Source organism: Albimonas donghaensis (genome assembly GCF_900106695.1).
Lineage (GTDB): Bacteria > Pseudomonadota > Alphaproteobacteria > Rhodobacterales > Rhodobacteraceae > Albimonas > Albimonas donghaensis.
Map to the genome: position 1 here is coordinate 261,683 of NZ_FNMZ01000001.1, position 19,930 is coordinate 281,612.

Here is a 19,930-nt window from a genome sequence, read left to right on the forward strand (position 1 = left end):
CGGGGACGGAACCACAGGAATTAATGTAGGTCAATTATTTTGACGCGGCGTCCGGGGCGGGCGGTTCCGGCGTCCCGTCGGCGGGCGCCGTGGCTCGGGGCGCCTCCGTCGCCGGGGCTCGGCGCAGCCAGGCCAGCGCGCCGGGAGAGACGGGAGCGTCGAGAATCGCGCCCATGGCGGTGGTCATCTCCTCGATCCGGAACCGCGCCTCCTCGGGGCTGAAGCCGGGGCCGAGCTGGTCCTGGGCGCGCTCGATCTCCGCCACCTGGAACATCGAGAGCGAGACGACCTGCCGGAACCGGCTGGCCAGCGCCTCGGGCGGGGCGAAGGGGTTGGCGCGGGCGATCTCGACGCGGATGTCGTCCAGCGTCCAGGCCCGGTGCGCGCGGGCGTAGCGCCGCCAGATGTCGTGGTCCACCCGCATCTGAAGCAGCAATCGCGCGGTGAAATGCGGTCCGGGCGTGGCCAGGAGCCGGTCGAGATTCGGCTGGATCAGCGCCGTCACGATCTCCCGCGAGGTCAGCGGGCGCGCGCCGGCCTCATCCCTCATCCGCTCCAGCAACGCGGCGCGGGCCTGGTTCATCGGCGGCACGCGCAGGTCCATGATCGCGTCGAGGATCCCGTCGCGAGACCCGAAATGGTAGTGGATCGCGGACTGGTTCCGCTGCCCGGCGGCGGCGTTGATCTGGCGAATCGTCGTCGCCGCCACGCCCTGCAGCGCGAACAGCCGCTCGGCCGCCAGCAGCAGCCCGGTCCTGGTGTCGGTCTTCGCCGCGTCCTGCGTCATCGGCCCTCGCATGGTCGTCCGGCCGCCCCTGCCTGGTGCGGTTCCGGAGTGTCGCGAAGACCCATGAGTAATGCAACAACATTAAAGCCTCCGCCGCGGCCCGGCGGCCACGGCGGGTCTTCCCCGATGGGAGGGCCGGGCGCAAGCGGCGTTCGCCGCCGCGACTCGGGCCCTGTCGCAGGGACGTTGACAGCAGGGCGACCCCCATGCCAAGCAAAAACGGTTAACAGTTTTCCGTTTTCCGGCGCCCGCGCCGGGAACGCGAAGACCCGGCCAGAAACCCGGCGATGTCGGCCACAGCCGCCTCAGACCGGGAGAACAGGGTGGAGACATGGCACAGGACGGAAGCGGCGCGCCCGGGCGGGCGGGCCTCGGCGCGCTGTTCGACGCGCAGGCGGTGGCGGTGCTCGGGGCCTCGGACGACCCGAGCAAGTTCTCGGGCCGGCCCTACCAACTGCTCCGGCAGGGCGGCTTCGCGGGCCGGGTCTACGCGGTCAATCCGACCCGCGCGACGGTGCAGGGCGACCGCGCCTGGCCCGACCTCGCCTCCCTGCCGGAGGTCCCGGACCTGGTCGTCATCGGCGTCCCCGCCGCCCGCCTCGCGGACGCGGTGCGCGACTGCGCGGCGGCGGGCGTCAAGGCCGCGGTGATCTTCGCCGGCGGGCTCGCCGAGACCGGCGAGGAAGGCCGCGCGCTGGAGGCCGGGATCGCCGCCATCGCCCGCGCCGCCGGGATGCGCCTGCTCGGCCCCAACTGCATGGGCGCGATGAACCTGCGCGCCCGGCTCTACGCCACCTTCTCCAACACCGCCGAGGACCCGGCGCCCGAGCTTGGCGACGGCGGGATCGGCGTCGTCTCCCAGTCCGGCGCGCTGGGCAATTTCATGCTGACCCGCGCCTTCGACGCCGGCATCCCGGTCGAGAAATGGATCACCACCGGCAACGAGGCCGATATCGAATTCGCCGAGGCGCTGGACGCGCTGCTCGACGACCCCCGCCTGCGCGGCGTGGTCGGCTACCTGGAGGGCGCCCGCGATGGCCCCCGCCTGCGCGCCGCGCTGGAACGGGCGCAGGCCGCCCGCGTCCCCGTGGCGCTGATAAAGGTCGGCGCGACGGAGGAAGGCGGGCGCGCCGTGCGCTCCCACACCGACGCGCTGGTGGGCGACGACGCGGTCTACGAGGCGCTGTTCCGCCGCACCGGACTGCGCCGGGCGCACACGGTCGAGGACCTGCTGGAACTGGGCCGCGTCTTTTCCACCGGCGCCCGGTCGCGGGGGCGCAGGCTGCTGCTCGCCTCGATCTCGGGCGGGGTCGGGGTGATCATGGCCGAGGCCGCGGTGCGCGCCGGGCTCACGCTGCCGCCGATCTCGGCGGGCTGCGCGGCGGCGCTGCGGGCGCGGCTGCCCTTCCTCAGCCCCTCCAACCCGCTCGACGTCACCGGGCAGGGGGGCTCGGACTTCGCCCTGTTGCGCGACGCGCTGGAAATGGGGGTGGAGGATACCGGGGCGGACATGGTGATCTGCTTTCTCGGCCGGGTGGCGCGGCATGAGGAGACGGTGACCGCCTATCTCGACCTGCTCGACGCCATGCAGGCGGAGCGGCCCGACGTGCTGTTCCTGACCGCCGGCATGTTCACGCCCGAGCAGGAGCGCCGCTTCCGCGCCCGCGGCCGGCTGGCCTTCGCCGACCCGTCCCGCGCCGTGGCCTGCGCCGAGACGCTGGCCGCCCTGAACGAGAGTTTCGCAAGAGCGGCCGAGCCAGCTCCCGCCCTCCCCGCCCCCGATCTCTCCGCCCCCGACCTCTCCGCCCTGCGGTTGCCGCGCCCCGCGGGAACGCCGGACGAGGCCGCTTGCCACGCCATGCTCTCGGTCGCGGGCGTGCCCGTCCCCGATCACCGCATCGCGAAGGACGCGGCGGGCGCGGACGCCGCGGCGCGGGCCTTCGACGGACCCGTGGCCCTGAAGATCCTGTCCCCCGACCTGCCTCACAAGTCGGACATGGGCGGCGTGCGCCTGAACGTGGCGCCGGGGGATGCGGCGGAGGCCTTCGCCGCGATGCTGGCCGATGTCTCCCGCCTCGCGCCCCATGCGACCCTGCGCGGCGCGCTGGTCATGCCCATGGCCACGGGGTTCGAGGAACTGGTGATCGGCGCCCGCATCGACCCGCAGCTGGGCCCCGTGGTCATGGCCGGGCTCGGCGGCGTCTTCGTCGAGGTGCTGGGCGACGTCGCGGTGCGCGAAGCCCCGGTCTCCGAAGCCTCCGCGCTGGAGATGCTGCGGAGCCTCAAGGGCGCGCCCCTGCTCGAAGGCGCCCGAGGCCGCGCGCCCCGCGATCTCCCCGCCGCCGCCGCCGCCATCGCCGCGCTGTCGCGGCTGGCCGCGGCCAATGCCGACTGGCTCGGCTCCATCGAGATCAACCCCTTCGCCCTCGGCCCCGAGGGCGCGGGGGGGCAGGCGCTGGACTGCGCCGTCACCCTCGCGGACACCCAAACGGAGGACCCGGCATGAGCCGTCTTCGCACCCGTCTCGGCAATCTGGGGGTCAGCGACCGCCTGGGGCTCCGCGCCCCGATCTTCGGCTTCTCGCACGCCGTGGAGGTGGTCGCCGCCATCACCAATGCCGGCGGCTACGGCGTCTACGGCGCCACCCGCCGCCTGCCCGAGGAGATCGAGGCGGAGCTCGCCTGGATCCGCGCCCGGGTCGGCGACCGTCCCTTCGGCGTCGACCTGGTGATCCCCGCCAAGGTGCCCGAAAAAAACGACCGCGCCGCACTGGAAAAGGAGATCCCCGAGCCCCATCGCGCCTTCATCGAGGGGATCGAGGCGAAATACGCCGTGCCCAAACCCTCCGGCCCCGGCATGCGCACCCGCTTCATCCGGTCGGAGGAGATCCAGGACGCGCAGATCGCCGCCGTCGCGGCCTCGGACGTGGATCTGGTGGCGCTGGGCATCGGCTGCCCGCCCGAGGTGGTGGCGACCATGAAGGCCCGCGGCAAGACCACGGTGGCGCTGGTCGGGCAGGAGCGCCACGCCGCCAAGGCGCTGGAGGCCGGCGTCGATCTGCTGGTGGCGCAGGGCTATGACGCGGGCGGGCATACCGGGGTGGTGGGGACGTTCTCCCTCGTCCCCCGCATCGTCGATCTGGCGGGCGACGTGCCGGTGCTGGCGGCGGGCGGCGTCTCCACCGGCCGCCATGTCGCCGCCGCCCTGGCCATGGGCGCCGCCGGCGTCTGGGTCGGCACCGCCTTCCTGCTGACCGAGGAGAACGCGTCCCACCTGACCCGGGGAGAGGTCGAGGCGCTGGTCCGTTCCCAGGCCACCGACACCGTGATCAGCCGGGCCGAATCCGGAAAGCCCTTCCGCCAGACCCGCTCCGCCTGGTCGGAGGAATGGGCGGCCCCCGGCGCGCCCCAGCCGCTGGGCCATCCGCTGCATGACGTGCTGGTGGGCGATATCCTCGGCGCGATCGAGGAGCATGACGTCAGGCCGCTCGCCCATTCCGGGGCCGGGCAGGGGATCGGCTGGTTCGACCGGATGCGCCCCGTCGCGGACGTCATGGCCGATCTGACCGCCGAGGCCGAAGCCGCCATCGACCGCATGTCCCGCGCCCGCGAGGAGGTCCCCGCATGAACGCCCCGATGAAAACCCCCGACTTCACCGCCGCGCGCGAAGCCGCCTTCCGCGCCGAAATCGCCGAATTCGTCGCCGACAGCCTCCCCGACCGCATGCGGCGGGATCACGAGCTGGGCCGCTCCCTCAGCCGCGCCGACCATGTCTGCTGGCAACGCAAGCTGGTCGCCCGAGGCTGGGGCGCGCCGCACTGGCCCGAGGAATGGGGCGGGGCGGGCTGGTCCATGCGCCAGCTCTTCGTGTTCGAGGAGGCGATGTCGGCCCTGGGCGCCCCCGCCTCCCCCGCCTTCAACACCCGCATGATCGGCCCGATCCTGCTCGCCCATGGGGACGAGGCGCAAAAGCGCCGCTTCCTGCCCCGCGCGCTGAATTTCGACGACTGGTGGTGCCAGGGCTATTCGGAGCCGGGGGCGGGGTCTGACCTCGCCTCGCTCCAGACCCGCGCCGTGCGCGACGGGGACCACTATGTGGTGAACGGCTCGAAGATCTGGACCTCGGCCGGGCAGCACGCCAACTGGATGTTCTGTCTGGTGCGCACGGACCGGGAGGCGCGGGCCCAGAACGGGATCTCCTTCCTGCTCATCGACCTGACCTCTCCGGGCGTCTCCTTCCGGCCGATCAGGCATTTCTTCGGCGCCCATGTCTTCAACCAGTTCTTCTTCGACGACGTGCGCGTGCCGGTCGAGAACCGGGTGGGCGACGAGAACGCCGGCTGGTCCATCGCCAAGGCGCTGCTGGAGCATGAGCGGCTCTATTCCTCCCGCCACACCGAGGCGCGACGCAAGCTCGGCCGCCTGCGCCGGCTGGCGGGAGAGGTGGAGCTGGACGGCGCCCCCGCGGCCCGCGACCCCCGCTTCCGGCAGGTGCTGGCCCGGCGCGCGATGGAGGTCCGCTCGCTCGAATACGCCACCATGCGGGCGCTGGAGCGGCTGGTGGAGACGGGAGAGATCGGGGCCTACGCCTCGGTCCTCAAGCTGAAGGGGATCGAGATCAACCAGCGCCTGGACGAGGCGGTGTTCGACCTGCTCGGCCCCGACGCGCTGCCCGCCGACGCGGCGTGGGAGACGCCCGCCGCCGCCGATTTCCCCCATCCCGACGCGCGCAACGCGGCCGAGGCCCGCTACTGGTTCCGGGGGCCCGCCATCGCCGGCGGCTCCCAGGAGGTCCAGCGCGGGATCATCGCCAAGCGCATCCTGAACATGTGAGGGAGGTGAGACCCATGCGTTTCGCGCCGACCGAAGACGAAGTGATGGTCGAGGACACGCTCGACCGCCTGCTGACCGAGATGATCGACGCCGCCCCGCGCCGGGACGGCGAGCCTCCCGCGCCGGAACCCGGCGCGCTGCGCGCCCGGCTCGGCCAGCTCGGCCTCTGGGGCGGATGGCTGCCGGAATGCGCCGGCGGCGGCGGCGGGGGCGCGCGGATGCTGCTGATCCTCGCGCGGGGGCTGGGGCGGCGGCCGGTGGGCTCGGGCTATCTCGGGGCCTGCGTGCTGCCCGGCGCCCTGCTGGCCCGCGCCGCGGCAGGGCAGGGGGCGGGGCGCGCGCCCGCCGCCGACCTCTGCGCCCGGATCGCGGCGGGGGAGGCGACCGCCGCGGCGGCGATCTTCGAGCCGCGCCGGCGCTGGGCGCCCGACCCGATTCTCGTCGCCCGGCCCGACGGCGACGGCGTGATCCTGACCGGAGAGAAGGTCCATGTGGCCGAGCCCTCGGGCGCCGAAGCCTTTCTCGTCTCCGCGGCCGAGGCGGGGGGCGCTTCCGTCTTTCTGGTCCCCGCCGACGCCCCCGGCCTGACCGTCCGAACCTACCCCGCCTTCGACGGGGCGGAGATGGCGCGCCTCTCCTTCGACGCGGTGCGCCTTCCCGCCGCCGCCGCCCGCCTGCACGGGCCGGGCGAGGGGGCCGGGGCCATCGAGGAAGCCCTGCGCATCGCCCGTTTCGCCATGGCGGCGGAGACGCTGGGCGCCTGCGAAGCCGCGCTGGCGCAGACCATCGACTACCAGCGCGAGCGCAAGCAGTTCGGCCGGCCGCTCGCCTCCTTCCAGGCGCTGCAGTTCCGCGCCGCCGACCTGCATTCGGAGATCGAGCTGCTGCGCTCCGTGGTGCTGGGGGCGGCCGAGACGCTGGCCGGTCCGCCCACCGCCCATGCCCGCGCCGACATCGCCGCCGCCGCCGCCATGGCGGCCGAGACCGGCGACCTCGTGGCCCGCGAGGCCATCCACCTGCACGGCGCCATCGGCATGACCCGCGAACTGGGCGTGGGGCGTCACCTGATGCGCATCAACGCCCTGACCCGCTGGCTGGGCGACGCCGATCACCTGCGCGAGACCTTTCTGCGCATCGAAGAAGAGGAGGCCGCCGCATGAGCGTGTCCGACACCCCCGCCGATACCCCCGCCGACACCGCCGCCAACGCCGCCGCCCCGGCCGACGCCGAAAACAGGGTCCATGTCGAGCGCGACGGCCCCGTCGCCGTCGCCACGCTGGACGCGCCCGCCTATCGCAATTCGATGGGCGCGCCGGGGATCCGCGACGGGCTCGCCGCAGCCATCGCGGCCTTCGAGGCCGACCCGGACCAGCGCGCCTTCGTGCTCACCGGGGCGGGGGGCGTGTTCTCCGCCGGCGGAAACCTGCGGGCGCTCCGCGAGATCCGCGACGAGGACGCCATGCGCGCCCGCATCCGCGGGGCCGACGGGCTGGTGGGAACCATGCTCAAATCCCCGAAACTCTACCTCGCGGCGGTCGAAGGCCCGGCCTTCGGGGCGGCGCTGGGGCTGGTCTCGGGCGCCGATTACGCCATCGCCTCCGAGGGCGCGAAATTCTGCGCGGCGCAGGTGAAGGTCGGCGCCTCGCCCGACGGGGGCCTGTTCTGGACCCTGCCTTTGCGCATCGGCCGCGCCGCCGCCCGGCGCACGCTGCTGACCGGCGAAGACATCGGCGCCGCCCGGGCCCATGCGCTGGGGCTGGTGGACGAGGTCGTCCCCGACGGAACCGCGCTGGAGGCCACGGTGAAAGCCGCCCACCGCCTCGCCCGCGGCGCGCCGCGGGCGCAGGCGACCGTGAAACGCTTCTTCGCCGACGACCTCGCGGGCCGCGACGCGGTGCTGGAATGGGAACGCGAAACCGCCATCGCCAATTTCCTCACCGCCGATTTCCAGGAAGGCGCCTCGGCCTTTCTCGAAAAGCGCCGCCCGGTGTTCCGGGGGGAATGAGGATGGACGCCCACGCCGATCTCCACGCCCGCCTGAAAACCTTCATGGCGGAGGAGGTGCTTCCCCGCTGCCCGGAGATCCGCGCTTTCACGGCGGCCAACCCGCCGGGCGCGCGCCCCCCGGTCATCGCCGCGCTGAAGGCGCAGGCCCGCGCGCAGGGGCTGTGGAATCTCGGCCTGCCGGACCTGCCCGACTGGGCCCCGGGCGCCCGGCTCTCCAACCTCGCCTTCGCGCCGCTGGCCGAGACCATGGGCGCCATCCCCTGGGCCGCGGAGCTGTTCAACTGCCACGCCCCCGACCTGCCCACCATGGAGATGCTGCTGAAGACAGGGACGGAGGCGCAGAAGGACCGCTGGCTTCTCCCCCTGCTGGAGGGCGAGATCTGCACCGGCTTCTCGATGACCGAGCCGCGCACGGCCTCGTCCGACGCGCGCAACATCGCGACCCGGATCGAGGATGCGGGCGACCACTGGATCGTCAACGGCCACAAGTGGTTCACCGGCAATGCCGGGGTGCCGGGCTGGTCCTTCACCGTGCTGATCGGGGTCACCGACCCCGACGCCGCCGCCTATGCCCGCCACTCGGCCCTGATCGTGCCCATCGACCTGCCCGGCGTGCATGTCGTGCGTCATATCCCGACGCTGGGTTTCTCGGACCGCTGGCGGCCCAACGCGGAGGTGGTGTTCGAGAATGTCCGCGTCCCCAAGGATCACCTGCTGGGCGAGCGCGGCCGGGGCTTCGCCGCGGCGCAGGTCCGGCTCGCCACCGCGCGCATCCACCATTGCATGCGCTCCATCGGCGGGGCCGAGCTGATGATCGCCCTGATGTGCGAGCGCGCCGGAACCCGCGAGACCTTCGGCCGGCCCATCGCCCAGCACGACAAGATCCGCGAATTCGTGGCGCTGAGCCGGGTGGAGATCGACCAGGCGCGGCTGCTGACGCTCAACGCCGCCGACGCGCTGGACCGCAAGGGCGGGCGCGGGGCGCAGGCCGAGATCTCCCAGATCAAGCTCGCCGTGGCGCGGGCCTGCTACGACGTGGCGGACCGGGCGGTGCAGGTCTTCGGCGCCATGGGCGTGACCGATGACAGCCCGGTCGCCGATTTCTACGCCGGCATGCGGGCGCTGCGCATCTATGACGGGCCCGACGAGGTCCATGTCCGCACCATCGCCCGGGCCGAGTTCGACCGGCAGGCGGCGCTTCACCCCGAGGGCCTGATGCGCTACCTGTGCACGGATTTTTCGGATCGCAGCCGATGGGAGGGCGCGCCCGCGCATGGATGACGCCCGCAGCCCGGACGGACCGCTCGACGAGGCCGACGCGCGCCGCGCCGCCGACACGGGGAACGCCGCCGGGCTCGGGCTCGCGCCCGGGGATCTCCCGCAGGAGGAAGCCCCGCCCCTGACCCTGCCCGAGCAGATCGCCGTGACGCTGGCCCGCGACATCGTCAACGGCCGCTTCGCCGAGGGTGAGAAGCTGTCGGAGGCCAAGCTGGCCGAGCGTTTCCACGTCTCCCGCGGGCCGATCCGCGACGCGATCGAGCTGCTGGAGCGCAACATGTTCGTCTATTCGCGGCCCCGGCGCTCGGCCCGGGTGGCGTCGATGACGCGCTATTCCATCCGGCAGGTGTTCGACATGCGGGCCATGCTCTCGGGCCTGGCCGCGCGCTACGCGACCCGCAACGCGACCCCCGCGGACATGACCGAAATGCGCGCCCGGCTGGCGATCCTGGCCGGGCTGCATCGTCGGGACCCGGAGGGGGCGGACGCGATCTACGCCCAGAACTACCGGCTGTGGTTGAAGCTGCATGAGGCGGCGCGGGCGCGCAATATCAGCTTCATCACCGCCTCGGTCTCCGGCGCGGGGATCTGGCAGCTGGCCCTGCGCGACCGGCTCTCGGCCGGGGACCAGACCCTTTCGGGGCGCGAGCTGATCGAGGACTGGGAGGCGATGCTCACCGCCATCGAGGCGCGGGACGAAGCGGAGGCCGAGCGGCTCGCCAACCACATCTCCGACATCGGCTGGCGGATGGTCGAGCATGTGCTGCCCCCCGACGCCGACGGGCCCTGACCGCCGCTCGTCCTGACGCCGGCATGGCTGTTGCCCGCGGCGCGGCGGAATGGAAGGGTGGGGCGGCCCCCCGCTCCCGCCCTCCCGGAGACCGCCCCATGACCCTGAGCGCCGAGACCTATTCCGACAGCCTCTGGTGGCGGCGCGCGGCCGAACCCGCCGTGCCCTCCGACGCGCCGGAGGAGGCGCTGCGCCCGGTGGACGTGGCGGTGATCGGCGGCGGCTTCACCGGGCTCTCGGCGGCGCTGCACCTGGCGGAGGCCGGTCGCTCGGTCACGGTGATCGAGGCGCGGCATGTGGGTTTCGGCGCCTCGGGGCGCAATGGCGGGCAGGTGATCCCCGGCATCAAGATCGACCCCGACGAGATCATGGCGCGCTGGGGGCCGGAGGCCGGAGCCCGCGCGCTGGATTTCGTGGGGACCGACGCGGATCTGGTGTTCGACCTGATCGACCGCCACGCCATCGCCTGCGCGCCGCGTCGCAAGGGCTGGATCCAGGCCGCGCATTCGACCCGCGCGCTGGGCCCGATCCTCGCCCGCGCCCGGCAGTGGGAGCGTCAGGGCGCCCCCATCGAGATCCTCGACCGCGACGCCATCGCCGCCGCCACCGGGACCGAGGCCTATTTCGGCGGCTGGCGCGACCTGCGCGCCGGCGTGGTGCAGCCGCTGGCCTTCGCCCGCGGCCTCGCCCGCGCCGCGCAGGCCGCCGGCGCCCGCATCCTGCAGGACACGCAAGCCGCGGCGCCCGAGCCTGACGGCGACGGCTGGCGCATCGCCACGCCGCACGGGACGCTCCGCGCCCGCGCCGTCATCGTCGCCGCCAACGCCTATGGCGAGGGGCTGATCCCCGGCCTCTCGCGGTCCGTCCTGCAGGTGCAGAGCACGGTGATCGCGACCGAGCCGCTGTCGCCCAACGTCGCCGCCAGCGTCCTGCCCGCCGGCGCCTGCGTGTCCGAGACCCGCAAGCTCGCCTTCTACTTCCGCAAGGAGGATGACGGCCGGCTGGTCTTCGGCGGGCGCGGGGCGGTGGGGGCGGACTACGCGACCGACCTCGCGCGGGCGCTGGAGGACGGGATGCGGCGCATGTATCCCCAGATCGGCGACGCGGCCGTCGCGCATGAATGGTCCGGGCATCTGGCGCTGACGCTCGACCACCTGCCGCATCTGCATACGCCTGCGCCGGGGCTCTTCGCGGCGCTGGGCTACAATGGCCGCGGGCTGGCGCTGGCCACCGCCACCGGGCGGGCGCTGGCCCGGCATATCGCGGAGGGCGCGCCGCTGCCGATCCCCGCCTCCGCCATCCGCCCGGTGGCCTGGCACGGGGTGCGGGCGCCGGTGATGAATGCCGGGATCCGTTTCTACTGGCTCAAGGACCGGTTGGGTTTCGCGTCCTGACCGGGCGGGGGAGGCGGGTTCGCACCCGCCCTACGGAGGTTGCGCAACGCGCGTAGGGCGGGTGCGAACCCGCCGTCCGCCCGCGCCGCCCGCGCCTCACCCCCGGGCGACGAACTTCTCCGTCGCCACGGCCAGCCGCCGCACGCCTTCGGCCAGCTTGTCCTCGGGGTTCAGCGTGAAGTTCAGGCGCAGCGCCCGCCGATCCTCGCCCGCGGGATCGAAGACGGAGGACGGCGACACGCACACCCCCTCCGCCATGCACACATCCAGAAGCGCGTCGGTGTTCATCGCCGGGTCGCGGGCCACCGCCCAGACGAACATGCCGCCGACCGGAACCTCCCAGTCCCACCACGGCCGCAGATGCGCGTCCATCGCGGCGCAAAGCGCATCGCGCCGCGCCCGGTAAAGCGACAGGATCCCCGGCAACGCCCGCGCCACCGCGCCCCCCTCCAGCGCGTCCAGCGCGATCCGCTGCGACAGGCCGCTTGTGCACATGTCCGAGCCCTGCTTCGCCACGGTCAGCGCCGCGATCATCTCCGGCGCCGCGATCACCCAGCCCACCCGCAGCCCGGGAACCAGCTGCTTGGAGAGCGAGCCCATATAGACCACCGGCCCGTCATAGGGCCCGTCTCCGGTCTCGTGCGCCGCGTCCAGCTCCTGCAGCGAGGGCAGGGGCGCCGCGTCGAAATAGAGCGCGCCATAGGGGTCGTCCTCGACCAGCCAGGTCCCGGTCGCGCGCGCGGCGCAGACCATGGCCGCGCGCGCGTCCCGTCCCACCAGCTTGCCGGTGGGGTTGGAGAAATTGGGCACCGCATAGCCGAACTGCGCGCCCGCCAGCGCCGCGTCGGGGTCGAAATCGTTGCGGTCGGGGAAGAACGGCCGATAGGACGGCGCGCGCGGCCGCCACGCGTCCAGCGCCCCCAGATAGGCCGGCGACTGCGCCGCGATCAACGCGCCCGGGTCCAGCAGCGCCTTGCCCGCCAGGTCCAGCCCCTGCATCCCGCCCGAGGTGATCAGCACGTTGTCCCGCGTCAGCCGCAGCGCCGGGGTCGCGTATTTCGCCGCCAGCGCATCGCGCAGCGCCGGCAGCCCGTCGATGGGCGGATAGGACAGCGCGTCGCCCGGATGCTCGGCCACCGCGCGGCGGGCCAGCTCGGCCAGCTCCTCGACCGGATAGGTCGAGGGCTCCGGCAGGCCGCCGGCGAGGTTGACCAGATTCGGGATCGACCCAGCCGCGAGGAACATGCGGGTGATCTCGTTCTTGTCGTCGAGCCAGCGGGCGAAAGCGGGGCGGCGAGCGGTCATGCGCAGGCTCCAACAAGGGGATCGGCCAGCGAGAGGCGCGGGGCCTCGCGGGCCGCGCGCATCGGGGGCCGAAGGCGCGCGGGGGGGCGCGGCTCGGGCCGTTCGGGTGAAATGATCGCGGCAACCGGGCCATGGAGCAACCCGGCTCGGGTGCGGCGCAGCGTGGCGGGGGCGGGACGCGGGAGGCGGGGGAGGGCGGGGGGCGCGCCCCTCCGGTCAGCCCTCCAGCCCGCGGAAGCGTTCGGCCAGCGCCTCCGCCGCCTCCGCCCAGCCCCAGGGCGGATTGGCGACCCAGAGCCCGCTGCCGATCATGCCATGCCCCGGCCGCGCCGGCGGAAACCGGACCTCGGAGCGCACCGCCTCGCCCCCCATCGCGTCGAGCCGCGCGACCATCCCCCGCTCCGCCCCCGAAGCGAGCACCGGATACCACAGCATCAACACCCCCACCGGCCACTTGCGGCGCAGCTTGGCCATCAGCTCGGGCATCTCGGCGTATTCCGACTTCACCTCCCAGGACGGGTCCACCAGCAGGAGGCCCCGGCGCGGGGTCGGCGGGGTCAGCGACAGGGCCAGCGCCGGGCCGTCGGCGTCATGCACCTCCAGCGTCGGCACGGCGTCGCGCAGGGCGGCGACCTCCTGCGGGTGGCGTTCCGCCAGCACCAGCCGGTCATCGGCCCGCAGCAGGGTCCGCGCGATCAGCGGAGAGCCGGGATAGGCCGAGGCCCCGCCCTGCGCCCGCGCCGCCGCCAGCGCGCGGGCATAGGGATGATCGGGGGCGAACCAGCCCTGCATCCGCCCGATGCCGGCCGCGGCCTCGCCGGTCTTGCGCGCCTCGGCGCCCGCGAGGTCGTAGAGCGCCCGGCCGGCATGGGTCTCCAGGTAGGTCAGCGGCTTGGGCTTGCGCGCCATGTAGTCCAGCGCCAGCGCCAGCAGCGCGTGCTTGTGGACATCCGCGGCGTTCCCGGCGTGATAGGCGTGCTGGTAGGAGAGCATGGCGGCTCTTACCACCGTCCGGGCGCCGACGCCAATGAGGCCGCGGATCGCGCCGCGCAGGCTTGATCCCGGCGCCCCGTCGGCGTCTGCTGCGCGCAGGCGCCCCGCAGGCGCGCCCGCGCGAAAGGGGAGAACGGCATGAGCGGCGCGATCTGGGTCCTGAACGGCCCCAACCTCAACCGGCTGGGCACGCGCGAGCCGGAGATCTACGGGACCACGACCCTCGCCGAGATCGAGGCCCGGTGTCGGGAGGAGGCCGGCGCCCGCGACCTGGTTTTCCGCCAGACCCATTCCGAGGCCGAGATGATCGACTGGATCCACGAGGCCATCGACACCGGCGCCGCCGGTCTCGCGATCAACCCGGCCGCCTTCACCTTCCAGTCGATGGCGGTGATGGACGCGCTGAAAATGGTCTCCGCGCCGGTGATCGAGCTGCATATCTCCAACATCCATACCCGCGGGCCGCGCTATTCGGATTCGCTGATGTCGGAGGTGGTGACCGCCATCGTGGCGGGGCTGGGCGCGCGGGGCTACCCGCTTGCGGTCCGCGCCCTGATCGACATGGACGCGGACCGGGCCTGAAGCGGCGGGCGGCGGGCGGCGCGAGGCGGGAGCGGCGGCGCCGCAGCCGGGCCCGGCCGCTCCGCCGTCGTCAGGGGCGGGTCAGCGCCGAATAGGCCAGCGCCCGCATCTCCTTGCGCAGCGGGTAGGTGGAGGACGGGACCAGCTGGGTCAGGAAGATGGCCACCATGTCCAGCTTCGGGTCCACCCAGAACACGGTCGAGGCCATGCCGCCCCAGCCGAAATCCCCCACGCTCGCCGCGGTCTTGGCCAGCCCCGGCTCCAGCGTCACCGACACGCCCAGGCCGAAGCCGATCCCGTCATAGGACACCTCGGAGAACACCGGCTGCCCGTTGGCCGCCAGATCCCCGCGCAGCGCGTTGGTCGCCATCAGCTCCACCGTCGTGGGGGCCAGCAGCCGGGCCCCGCCAAGGGCGCCCTTGCCGCGCAGCATCTCGGCGAAACGCAGGTAGTCGTCGATGGTCGAGATCAGCCCCCCGCCGCCCGACGTCTGGCGCACCTTGCCGTCCGCCCAGGCGGTCTCCGCGCCCCGGTCGAGCAGCCTGAGATCCTCCTCCGGGGTCTTGACGTAGCAGCTCGCCAGCCGCGGGATCTTGGCCTCGGGGACCGCGAAGAACGTGTCCTCCATGCCCAGCGGCGCGAAGATCCGGTCGTGGAAGAACCGGTCCAGGGGCATGCCCGACACCGCCTCCACCACCCGGCCCAGCACGTCGGTGGACACGCCGTAATTCCAGCGCGAGCCCGGATCGAAGCAGAGCGGCAGCTCCGCCAGCCGCTTGACGGTGGCGGCGAGATCGCCCTCCTTCACCGAGAAATCCAGCTTCCGCTCCCGCATCGCCTCGGAGACGGGGCCTTCGTTGAAGCCGTAGGTCAGGCCGGAGGTGTGGGTGATCAGGTGATGCACGGTCAGGCGGGTCTTCGGGGCCTCCACCTGGTCGAGGGAGGTCGCGCCGGGGATCAGCACCTGGATGTCGCGGAACTCGGGCAGGATCTCGTCCAGGGGGGTGTCGAGATGGACCCGCGCCTCCTCGAACAGCATCAGGAAGGCGACCGAGGTGATCGGCTTGGTCATCGAATAGATGCGCGCCAGCGTGTCCCGGGCCCAGGGCGTTCCAGCCTCGACGTCGCGCAGGCCGGCGACCGCGTGATGGGCGACCTGCCCGTGACGCGCGAGGATGACCTGCGCGCCGGGCAGCAGGCCGCGGTCGACCCAGGACTGCATCCAGGGCTGGAACCGGGCCAGCCGGTCGGGGTCGAAGCCAAGCGTCGTCGGGTCGCTTACGGTGTCGAACATGGGGGCGCCTCCTCACGTGTCCGCGGGTTCGGCGCCCGGGCGGGGGCCGACTCGCTGTTGTCTGACAACTGTCCGGGATCGGGGGCGGGACCACAAGCGCGCGGCGCGGGTCGGGGGGGGGCGGCAGGCCGGAAACGAAAGGCTCGGGGCCGTGAGGCCGCCGGGAACGGAAAACCCGGGGCCGGAAGGCCGCCGGGAACGGAAAGCCCGGCGCCGGAAGGCCGCCGAAAAAGGAAAACCCGGGGCCGCAAGGCCCCGGGCGGGATCAGGAGACCGAGCGCCTCAGGCCGCGCGGAACAGCGCCGCGAGGCCCTGGCCGCCGCCGATGCACATGGTCTCCAGCGCGGTCTTGGCGCCCGAACGCTGCATCTGGTTGAGCATCGTGGCCAGGATGCGCCCGCCGGTCGCGCCCACCGGATGGCCCAGCGAGATGCCCGAGCCCAGCGGGTTCACCCGCTCGAAATCCGACTTCGCCAGCTTCCATTCCCGCGTGCAGGCGAGCGCCTGGGCGGCGAAGGCCTCGTTCAGCTCGATCAGGTCGATGTCCTTGAGCGACAGCTCGGCCCGGTTCAGCACCTTGGCCACCGCCGGCACCGGCCCGATGCCCATGCGGTTGGGCGCGACGCCCGCGATCCCCCAGCCCGACAGGGTGGCGAGCGGGGTCAGGCCGTATTTCGCGACCATCGCCGCCGAGGCCACGATGGCGGCCGAGGCCCCGTCGTTCTGGCCCGAGGCGTTGCCCGCGGTGACGGTGGCGTCGGCGTCCTGGCGGCCCATGATCGGGCGCAGCTTGGCCATGGCGGCGAGGTCCACGTCGGGGCGCGGATGCTCGTCCGAGTCCACCACCACGTCGCCCTTGCGGTTCTTCACGGTGACCGGGACGATCTCGTCGCGGAACAGCCCGCCCTGCTGGGCGGCGACGGCGCGGCGGTGGGATTCCACGGCGAACTCGTCCTGCTCCTCGCGGCCGATGGCATAGTCGCGGCGCAGGTTCTCGGCGGTCTCGATCATGCCGCCGGGCACGGGGAAGTTCTTGCCGCCGGCGGTGACGCGGCCGCGGGTCAGCGAATCGTGCAGCATCATGCCGCCCGCCTTCGCGCCGTAGCGGCCTTCATGGGTGAAGAAGGAGGCGTTGGACATGGACTCGGCCCCGCCCACGATCACGATGTCCGAGCCGCCCGAGGCGACCTGAAGGCAGCCGTAGATGATCGCCTGGAGGCCCGAGCCGCAGCGACGGTCGAGCTGCATGCCGCCGGCGGTCTCCGGCAGGCCGGCGTCGAGCCCGACCACGCGGCCGAGCGCCGGCGCCTCCATCGAGGGGTAGCACTGGGCGAAGATCACGTCGTCGATATCGCTGGGGTCGATCTCGGTGCGCTCCATCAGCGCCTTGACCACGGTGGCGCCGAGCTCATGCGCCGGGACCGTCTTCATCGCGCCGCCGAAGCCGCCGACGGGCGTGCGCAGGGGGGAGCAGATATAGGCTTCGTTCACGGGATTTCCTCCACTGGCGCGGCGTTCGCCGCCGCTGACCGGGCGACCATAGACGCCTCTGGCGCGCAAGGGTATCGGGCGCGAAGGGTCGCGTCGCGTCGCGCGGGCCGGAAAACGCGCGGCGCCTCGACGCGCTGGGGGCGCGCGGGGGCGGCTCGCCCTGATGTCCGTCAGGCGCCGGCGGGGCCCGACGCCTCCGGCGCGGGGCCAGGGGCGATGACCCGGAACGCCGCCCCGGCGCCCCGCCGCCGCCTCGACCTTTCGGCCCGTATCCGCGGCCCGGTGGCCTGGCGCAGGTCCGCGCGCCCGAAGCGGATGGCGCCGGCCCCGGCGGGCGCGCGAACCGCGCCGATCGCGGCCCCATGCGCGCCCGCATCAGGATGCCGGGACCGCAGGCGCGCCGCAGACGCGCCGCGGTCCGGGGAGGGCGCCGGCCTCGCGGCGGAGGCCGGGGCTCCGGCCCCGCAACCCCATCCGGGCGGGCTTCGGCGCGCGGCCCGGGCGCTCCGGCCGCTGGACCCGGACCCCGAAGGCGTGCTGATCTGCGGTCAGGCGCGTCCCGCGCGATCCACCCCACTCAACCCCCGCGCCGGTTCCCCGGCGTCGGGGCGGAAGGCCTCCGCATGACCTCCTTCGACTATTCCACCGCCTATCCGGCCCGCCGCGCCCCCGTGGCCGCGCGCAACATCGTCGCCACCTCGCAGCCGCTGGCCGCCCAGGCCGGGCTCGACGCGCTGCGCCGGGGAGGCAACGCGGTCGACGCCGCCATCGCCGCCGCCGCGGCGCTGACGGTGGTCGAGCCGACGGGCTGCGGACTGGGCTCCGACGGGTTCGCGATCCTGTGGGACGGAGAGGCGCTGCACGGGCTCAACGCCTCCGGCCGCGCCCCCGCCGCCTGGACGCCGGAGCGGTTCGAGGGCCGGGACGCGATGCCCTGGCGCGGCTGGGACAGCGTCACGGTTCCCGGCGCGGTCTCCGCCTGGGCGGCCCTGTCGCGGCGGTTCGGGACGCTGCCCTTCGCCGATCTGCTCGCGCCGGCGATCGCCTATGCCCGCGACGGGTTCCTGCTGTCGCCCACCATCGCCAAACGCTGGGGGCTCGACCTGGGCGCGCTCTCCGCCCATCCCGGCTTCGCCGAGACCTTCGCGCCGGGCGGCGCCCCGCCCCGCGCCGGGGAGGTCTTCCGCAACCCCGACATCGCCCGCACGCTGGAGGAGATCGCCGCCACCGGGGGCGAGAGCTTCTATCGCGGCGAACTCGCCCGTCGCATCGCCGCCGCCGCCCGCGACCAGGGCGGCGCGATGACCGAGGCCGACCTCGCCGCTCATCAGCCCGACTGGTGCGGGACCGTCTCCCAGTCCTGGCGCGACGTGCGCCTGCACGAGATCCCGCCCAACGGCCAGGGCATCGCCGCGCTGATCGGGCTGGGGATCTGCGAGCATCTGCCCCTCGACGGGCTGGACCCGGACGGGCCGGAGGCGCTGCACCTCCAGATCGAGGCGATGAAGCTCGCCATGGCCGACGCCGACCGCTACGTGGCCGATCTCGACGCGATGGACGTGCCGCCCGAGGCGCTGCTCGACCCCGACTACCTGCGCGCCCGCGCGGCGCTGGTGGACCCGGCCCGCGCCAGGCCGGCGGCGGCAGGGGCGCCCAGGGCCGGCGGCACGGTCTACCTGACCGCGGCGGATGCATCGGGCATGATGATCTCCTTCATCCAGTCCAACTACGCGGGCTTCGGCTCGGGCGTGGTGGTTCCGGGCACGGGCATCCACATGCAGAACCGCGGCGCCGGCTTCACGCTGGAGCCCGGCCATCCCAACCGCGTCGGGCCGGGCAAGCGGCCCTTCCACACCATCATCCCCGGCTTTCTCACCGACGCCGACGGGGCGCCGCTGATGAGCTTCGGGGTGATGGGCGGACCGATGCAGGCGCAGGGGCATGTGCAGATGGTCCTGCGCACGCGGCTGTGGAACCAGACCCCGCAGGCCGCCGCCGACGCGCCCCGCTGGCGTTTCGTCGAGGGGCTGGAGGTGGCGGTGGAGACCGATCTGCCCGAGGCGACGCTGGCGGGGCTGGAGGCGATGGGCCACCGCCTGTCGCGTGAGGCGCCGGACGCGGCCTTCGGCTTCGGCGGCGCGCAGCTGATCCACCGGCTGGAGGACGGCTATCTCGCGGGCAGCGACTCGCGCAAGGACGGCGGCGCGGTCGGGTTCTGACCCGCCGCGCCCCGCCTGCGCGCCCCCTCCGGCGTCAGGCGGCCAGACGGCGCGCGAGGAAGCCCAGGATCGCGTCCGCCATCGGGCCGGCCGCCTCGGGCGCCAAGTGGAAATGGTGGTCGCCCGGCAGTTCCATCATCTCGTAATCCGCGATCAGCTCGGCCCCCAGACGCGCCACGTCCAGCGCCGCGGGGCGGGCGCGCAGGGCGCTGCCTTCGGCCCAGATGTTGAGCACCGGGCATCGGATCGCGCGCAGCACGCCCTCCACCTGCGGTCGGGTCAGCTTGATGGCGGAACTGGCGAAAAGCCGCGGGTCGCCGCGCATCCGGAACCCCTCCGGCGTTTCCTCCAGCGCCCGGTCGGCCAGCGCCTCGGACACCGCGGCCGAATTGCCCTTCTGCACCCGGCGGCGCAGATAGGCCTCGCGCGTCGGGAAGCTGCGATGGGGGCGGGCCTTGCGGGCGCGCGTCTGTTCGACGAAGGCGCGCAGGGTGGCCACCGCGTCCTCGCCCGCCGGCTGGGGGGCCAGCGAATCCAGCGAGATCAGCGCCCGCACCCGCTCCGGCATCGCCGCGGCGAAGAGGGCCGAGATGTTGGCCCCCCGCGAATGCCCCATCAGCACGCAATCCGCCCAGTCCAGCCGGTCCAGCAGCTCGGCGATCTGGGGCAGGTCGTCCCAGATGTTGTAGGTGGCGTGCGGCGCGCGATGGCCGCTGAGCCCCTGGCCGCTGAGATCCAGCGCCACCACCCGGCAGCCGGTCAGGCGCGGCGCCAGTTCCCGGAAGCTCGCGGCATGGTCCATCCAGCCGTGCAGGGCCAGCACCGGGGTTCCGTCCGGCGGCCCCCATTCCAGCCCGGTCAGCGTCAGCCCGTCGATCTCCCACCGGCAATCCCGCGCCTGCGCCATGCCGCTCCCCCTTTTGGCCTGTCTCTCGCATTCCTGGGGACCGGCATAGCG

General features: G+C 73.6%; 16 protein-coding genes. 10 read left to right on the forward strand and 6 right to left on the reverse strand.

What is annotated here, in order from left to right:
* Positions 1-34: 34 nt before the first annotated feature.
* Complete coding sequence (locus tag BLV24_RS01100) at positions 35-787, reverse strand: TetR/AcrR family transcriptional regulator (protein ID WP_176954582.1); 753 nt, start codon at positions 785-787, stop codon at positions 35-37.
* 331 nt (positions 788-1,118) lie between these two features.
* Between BLV24_RS01100 and BLV24_RS01105 the strand changes: the two genes are divergently transcribed.
* The 8 genes from BLV24_RS01105 (at position 1,119) to BLV24_RS01140 (ending at position 11,088) form a co-directional block, all read left to right on the forward strand.
* A complete protein-coding gene (locus tag BLV24_RS01105) occupies positions 1,119-3,293 on the forward strand; it encodes an acetate--CoA ligase family protein (RefSeq protein WP_092679296.1) in 2,175 nt (724 codons plus the stop codon).
* Complete coding sequence (locus tag BLV24_RS01110) at positions 3,290-4,414, forward strand: NAD(P)H-dependent flavin oxidoreductase (RefSeq protein WP_092679297.1); 1,125 nt, start codon at positions 3,290-3,292, stop codon at positions 4,412-4,414. The genes BLV24_RS01105 and BLV24_RS01110 overlap by 4 nt, the downstream gene beginning before the upstream one ends.
* The gene (locus tag BLV24_RS01115; RefSeq protein WP_218133319.1) at positions 4,411-5,619 is read left to right on the forward strand and encodes an acyl-CoA dehydrogenase family protein; all 1,209 of its coding nucleotides are present in this window, start codon (positions 4,411-4,413) and stop codon (positions 5,617-5,619) included. Before BLV24_RS01110 ends, BLV24_RS01115 begins: the two co-directional genes overlap by 4 nt.
* A gap of 14 nt (positions 5,620-5,633) precedes the next feature.
* Complete coding sequence (locus BLV24_RS01120) at positions 5,634-6,779, forward strand: acyl-CoA dehydrogenase family protein (protein WP_092679298.1); 1,146 nt, start codon at positions 5,634-5,636, stop codon at positions 6,777-6,779.
* Positions 6,776-7,624, forward strand: a complete 849-nt coding sequence (locus tag BLV24_RS01125) for an enoyl-CoA hydratase/isomerase family protein (protein ID WP_092679299.1) — start codon at positions 6,776-6,778, stop codon at positions 7,622-7,624. Before BLV24_RS01120 ends, BLV24_RS01125 begins: the two co-directional genes overlap by 4 nt.
* Before the next feature lie 2 nt (positions 7,625-7,626).
* On the forward strand, positions 7,627-8,907 hold the full coding sequence (locus tag BLV24_RS01130; protein ID WP_218133320.1) for an acyl-CoA dehydrogenase family protein: 1,281 nt from the start codon (positions 7,627-7,629) through the stop codon (positions 8,905-8,907).
* Positions 8,900-9,694, forward strand: coding sequence for a GntR family transcriptional regulator (locus BLV24_RS01135; protein WP_092679301.1), 795 nt, complete (start codon positions 8,900-8,902; stop codon positions 9,692-9,694). The genes BLV24_RS01130 and BLV24_RS01135 overlap by 8 nt, the downstream gene beginning before the upstream one ends.
* A 98-nt stretch (positions 9,695-9,792) precedes the next feature.
* A complete protein-coding gene (locus tag BLV24_RS01140; protein WP_092679302.1) occupies positions 9,793-11,088 on the forward strand; it encodes an NAD(P)/FAD-dependent oxidoreductase in 1,296 nt (431 codons plus the stop codon).
* Between the two features lie 96 nt (positions 11,089-11,184).
* Here the strand turns inward: BLV24_RS01140 and BLV24_RS01145 are convergent, their stop codons facing one another.
* A complete protein-coding gene (locus tag BLV24_RS01145) occupies positions 11,185-12,393 on the reverse strand; it encodes an aminotransferase-like domain-containing protein (protein ID WP_092679303.1) in 1,209 nt (402 codons plus the stop codon).
* Positions 12,394-12,609: 216 nt separating this feature from the next.
* Positions 12,610-13,386, reverse strand: a complete 777-nt coding sequence (gene rlmJ / locus BLV24_RS01150; protein ID WP_092679304.1) for a 23S rRNA (adenine(2030)-N(6))-methyltransferase RlmJ — start codon at positions 13,384-13,386, stop codon at positions 12,610-12,612.
* Between the two features lie 138 nt (positions 13,387-13,524).
* On the opposite strand from rlmJ, the gene BLV24_RS01155 reads away from it, so the two are divergent.
* The gene (locus tag BLV24_RS01155) at positions 13,525-13,968 is read left to right on the forward strand and encodes a type II 3-dehydroquinate dehydratase (protein WP_092679305.1); all 444 of its coding nucleotides are present in this window, start codon (positions 13,525-13,527) and stop codon (positions 13,966-13,968) included.
* 70 nt (positions 13,969-14,038) lie between these two features.
* Here the strand turns inward: BLV24_RS01155 and BLV24_RS01160 are convergent, their stop codons facing one another.
* Complete coding sequence (locus tag BLV24_RS01160) at positions 14,039-15,262, reverse strand: serine hydrolase domain-containing protein (protein ID WP_092679306.1); 1,224 nt, start codon at positions 15,260-15,262, stop codon at positions 14,039-14,041.
* Between the two features lie 282 nt (positions 15,263-15,544).
* A complete protein-coding gene (locus tag BLV24_RS01165; RefSeq protein ID WP_092679307.1) occupies positions 15,545-16,753 on the reverse strand; it encodes an acetyl-CoA C-acetyltransferase in 1,209 nt (402 codons plus the stop codon).
* Between the two features lie 623 nt (positions 16,754-17,376).
* Between BLV24_RS01165 and BLV24_RS01170 the strand changes: the two genes are divergently transcribed.
* Positions 17,377-18,972, forward strand: a complete 1,596-nt coding sequence (locus BLV24_RS01170) for a gamma-glutamyltransferase family protein (RefSeq protein WP_092679308.1) — start codon at positions 17,377-17,379, stop codon at positions 18,970-18,972.
* A gap of 34 nt (positions 18,973-19,006) precedes the next feature.
* Here the strand turns inward: BLV24_RS01170 and BLV24_RS01175 are convergent, their stop codons facing one another.
* On the reverse strand, positions 19,007-19,879 hold the full coding sequence (locus tag BLV24_RS01175) for an alpha/beta fold hydrolase (protein ID WP_092679309.1): 873 nt from the start codon (positions 19,877-19,879) through the stop codon (positions 19,007-19,009).
* Between the last annotated feature and the right edge of the window lie 51 nt (positions 19,880-19,930).

What these genes read in the sequence shown, in the direction of transcription:
- BLV24_RS01100 (WP_176954582.1), bottom strand. Translation starts at nt 787, where the DNA reads ATGACGCAGGACGCGGCGAAGACCGACACCAGGACCGGGCTGCTGCTG.
- BLV24_RS01105 (WP_092679296.1), top strand. Translation starts at nt 1,119, where the DNA reads ATGGCACAGGACGGAAGCGGCGCGCCCGGGCGGGCGGGCCTCGGCGCG.
- BLV24_RS01110 (WP_092679297.1), top strand. Translation starts at nt 3,290, where the DNA reads ATGAGCCGTCTTCGCACCCGTCTCGGCAATCTGGGGGTCAGCGACCGC.
- BLV24_RS01115 (WP_218133319.1), top strand. Translation starts at nt 4,411, where the DNA reads ATGAACGCCCCGATGAAAACCCCCGACTTCACCGCCGCGCGCGAAGCC.
- BLV24_RS01120 (WP_092679298.1), top strand. Translation starts at nt 5,634, where the DNA reads ATGCGTTTCGCGCCGACCGAAGACGAAGTGATGGTCGAGGACACGCTC.
- BLV24_RS01125 (WP_092679299.1), top strand. Translation starts at nt 6,776, where the DNA reads ATGAGCGTGTCCGACACCCCCGCCGATACCCCCGCCGACACCGCCGCC.
- BLV24_RS01130 (WP_218133320.1), top strand. Translation starts at nt 7,627, where the DNA reads ATGGACGCCCACGCCGATCTCCACGCCCGCCTGAAAACCTTCATGGCG.
- BLV24_RS01135 (WP_092679301.1), top strand. Translation starts at nt 8,900, where the DNA reads ATGGATGACGCCCGCAGCCCGGACGGACCGCTCGACGAGGCCGACGCG.
- BLV24_RS01140 (WP_092679302.1), top strand. Translation starts at nt 9,793, where the DNA reads ATGACCCTGAGCGCCGAGACCTATTCCGACAGCCTCTGGTGGCGGCGC.
- BLV24_RS01145 (WP_092679303.1), bottom strand. Translation starts at nt 12,393, where the DNA reads ATGACCGCTCGCCGCCCCGCTTTCGCCCGCTGGCTCGACGACAAGAAC.
- rlmJ (WP_092679304.1), bottom strand. Translation starts at nt 13,386, where the DNA reads ATGCTCTCCTACCAGCACGCCTATCACGCCGGGAACGCCGCGGATGTC.
- BLV24_RS01155 (WP_092679305.1), top strand. Translation starts at nt 13,525, where the DNA reads ATGAGCGGCGCGATCTGGGTCCTGAACGGCCCCAACCTCAACCGGCTG.
- BLV24_RS01160 (WP_092679306.1), bottom strand. Translation starts at nt 15,262, where the DNA reads ATGTTCGACACCGTAAGCGACCCGACGACGCTTGGCTTCGACCCCGAC.
- BLV24_RS01170 (WP_092679308.1), top strand. Translation starts at nt 17,377, where the DNA reads ATGACCTCCTTCGACTATTCCACCGCCTATCCGGCCCGCCGCGCCCCC.
- BLV24_RS01175 (WP_092679309.1), bottom strand. Translation starts at nt 19,879, where the DNA reads ATGGCGCAGGCGCGGGATTGCCGGTGGGAGATCGACGGGCTGACGCTG.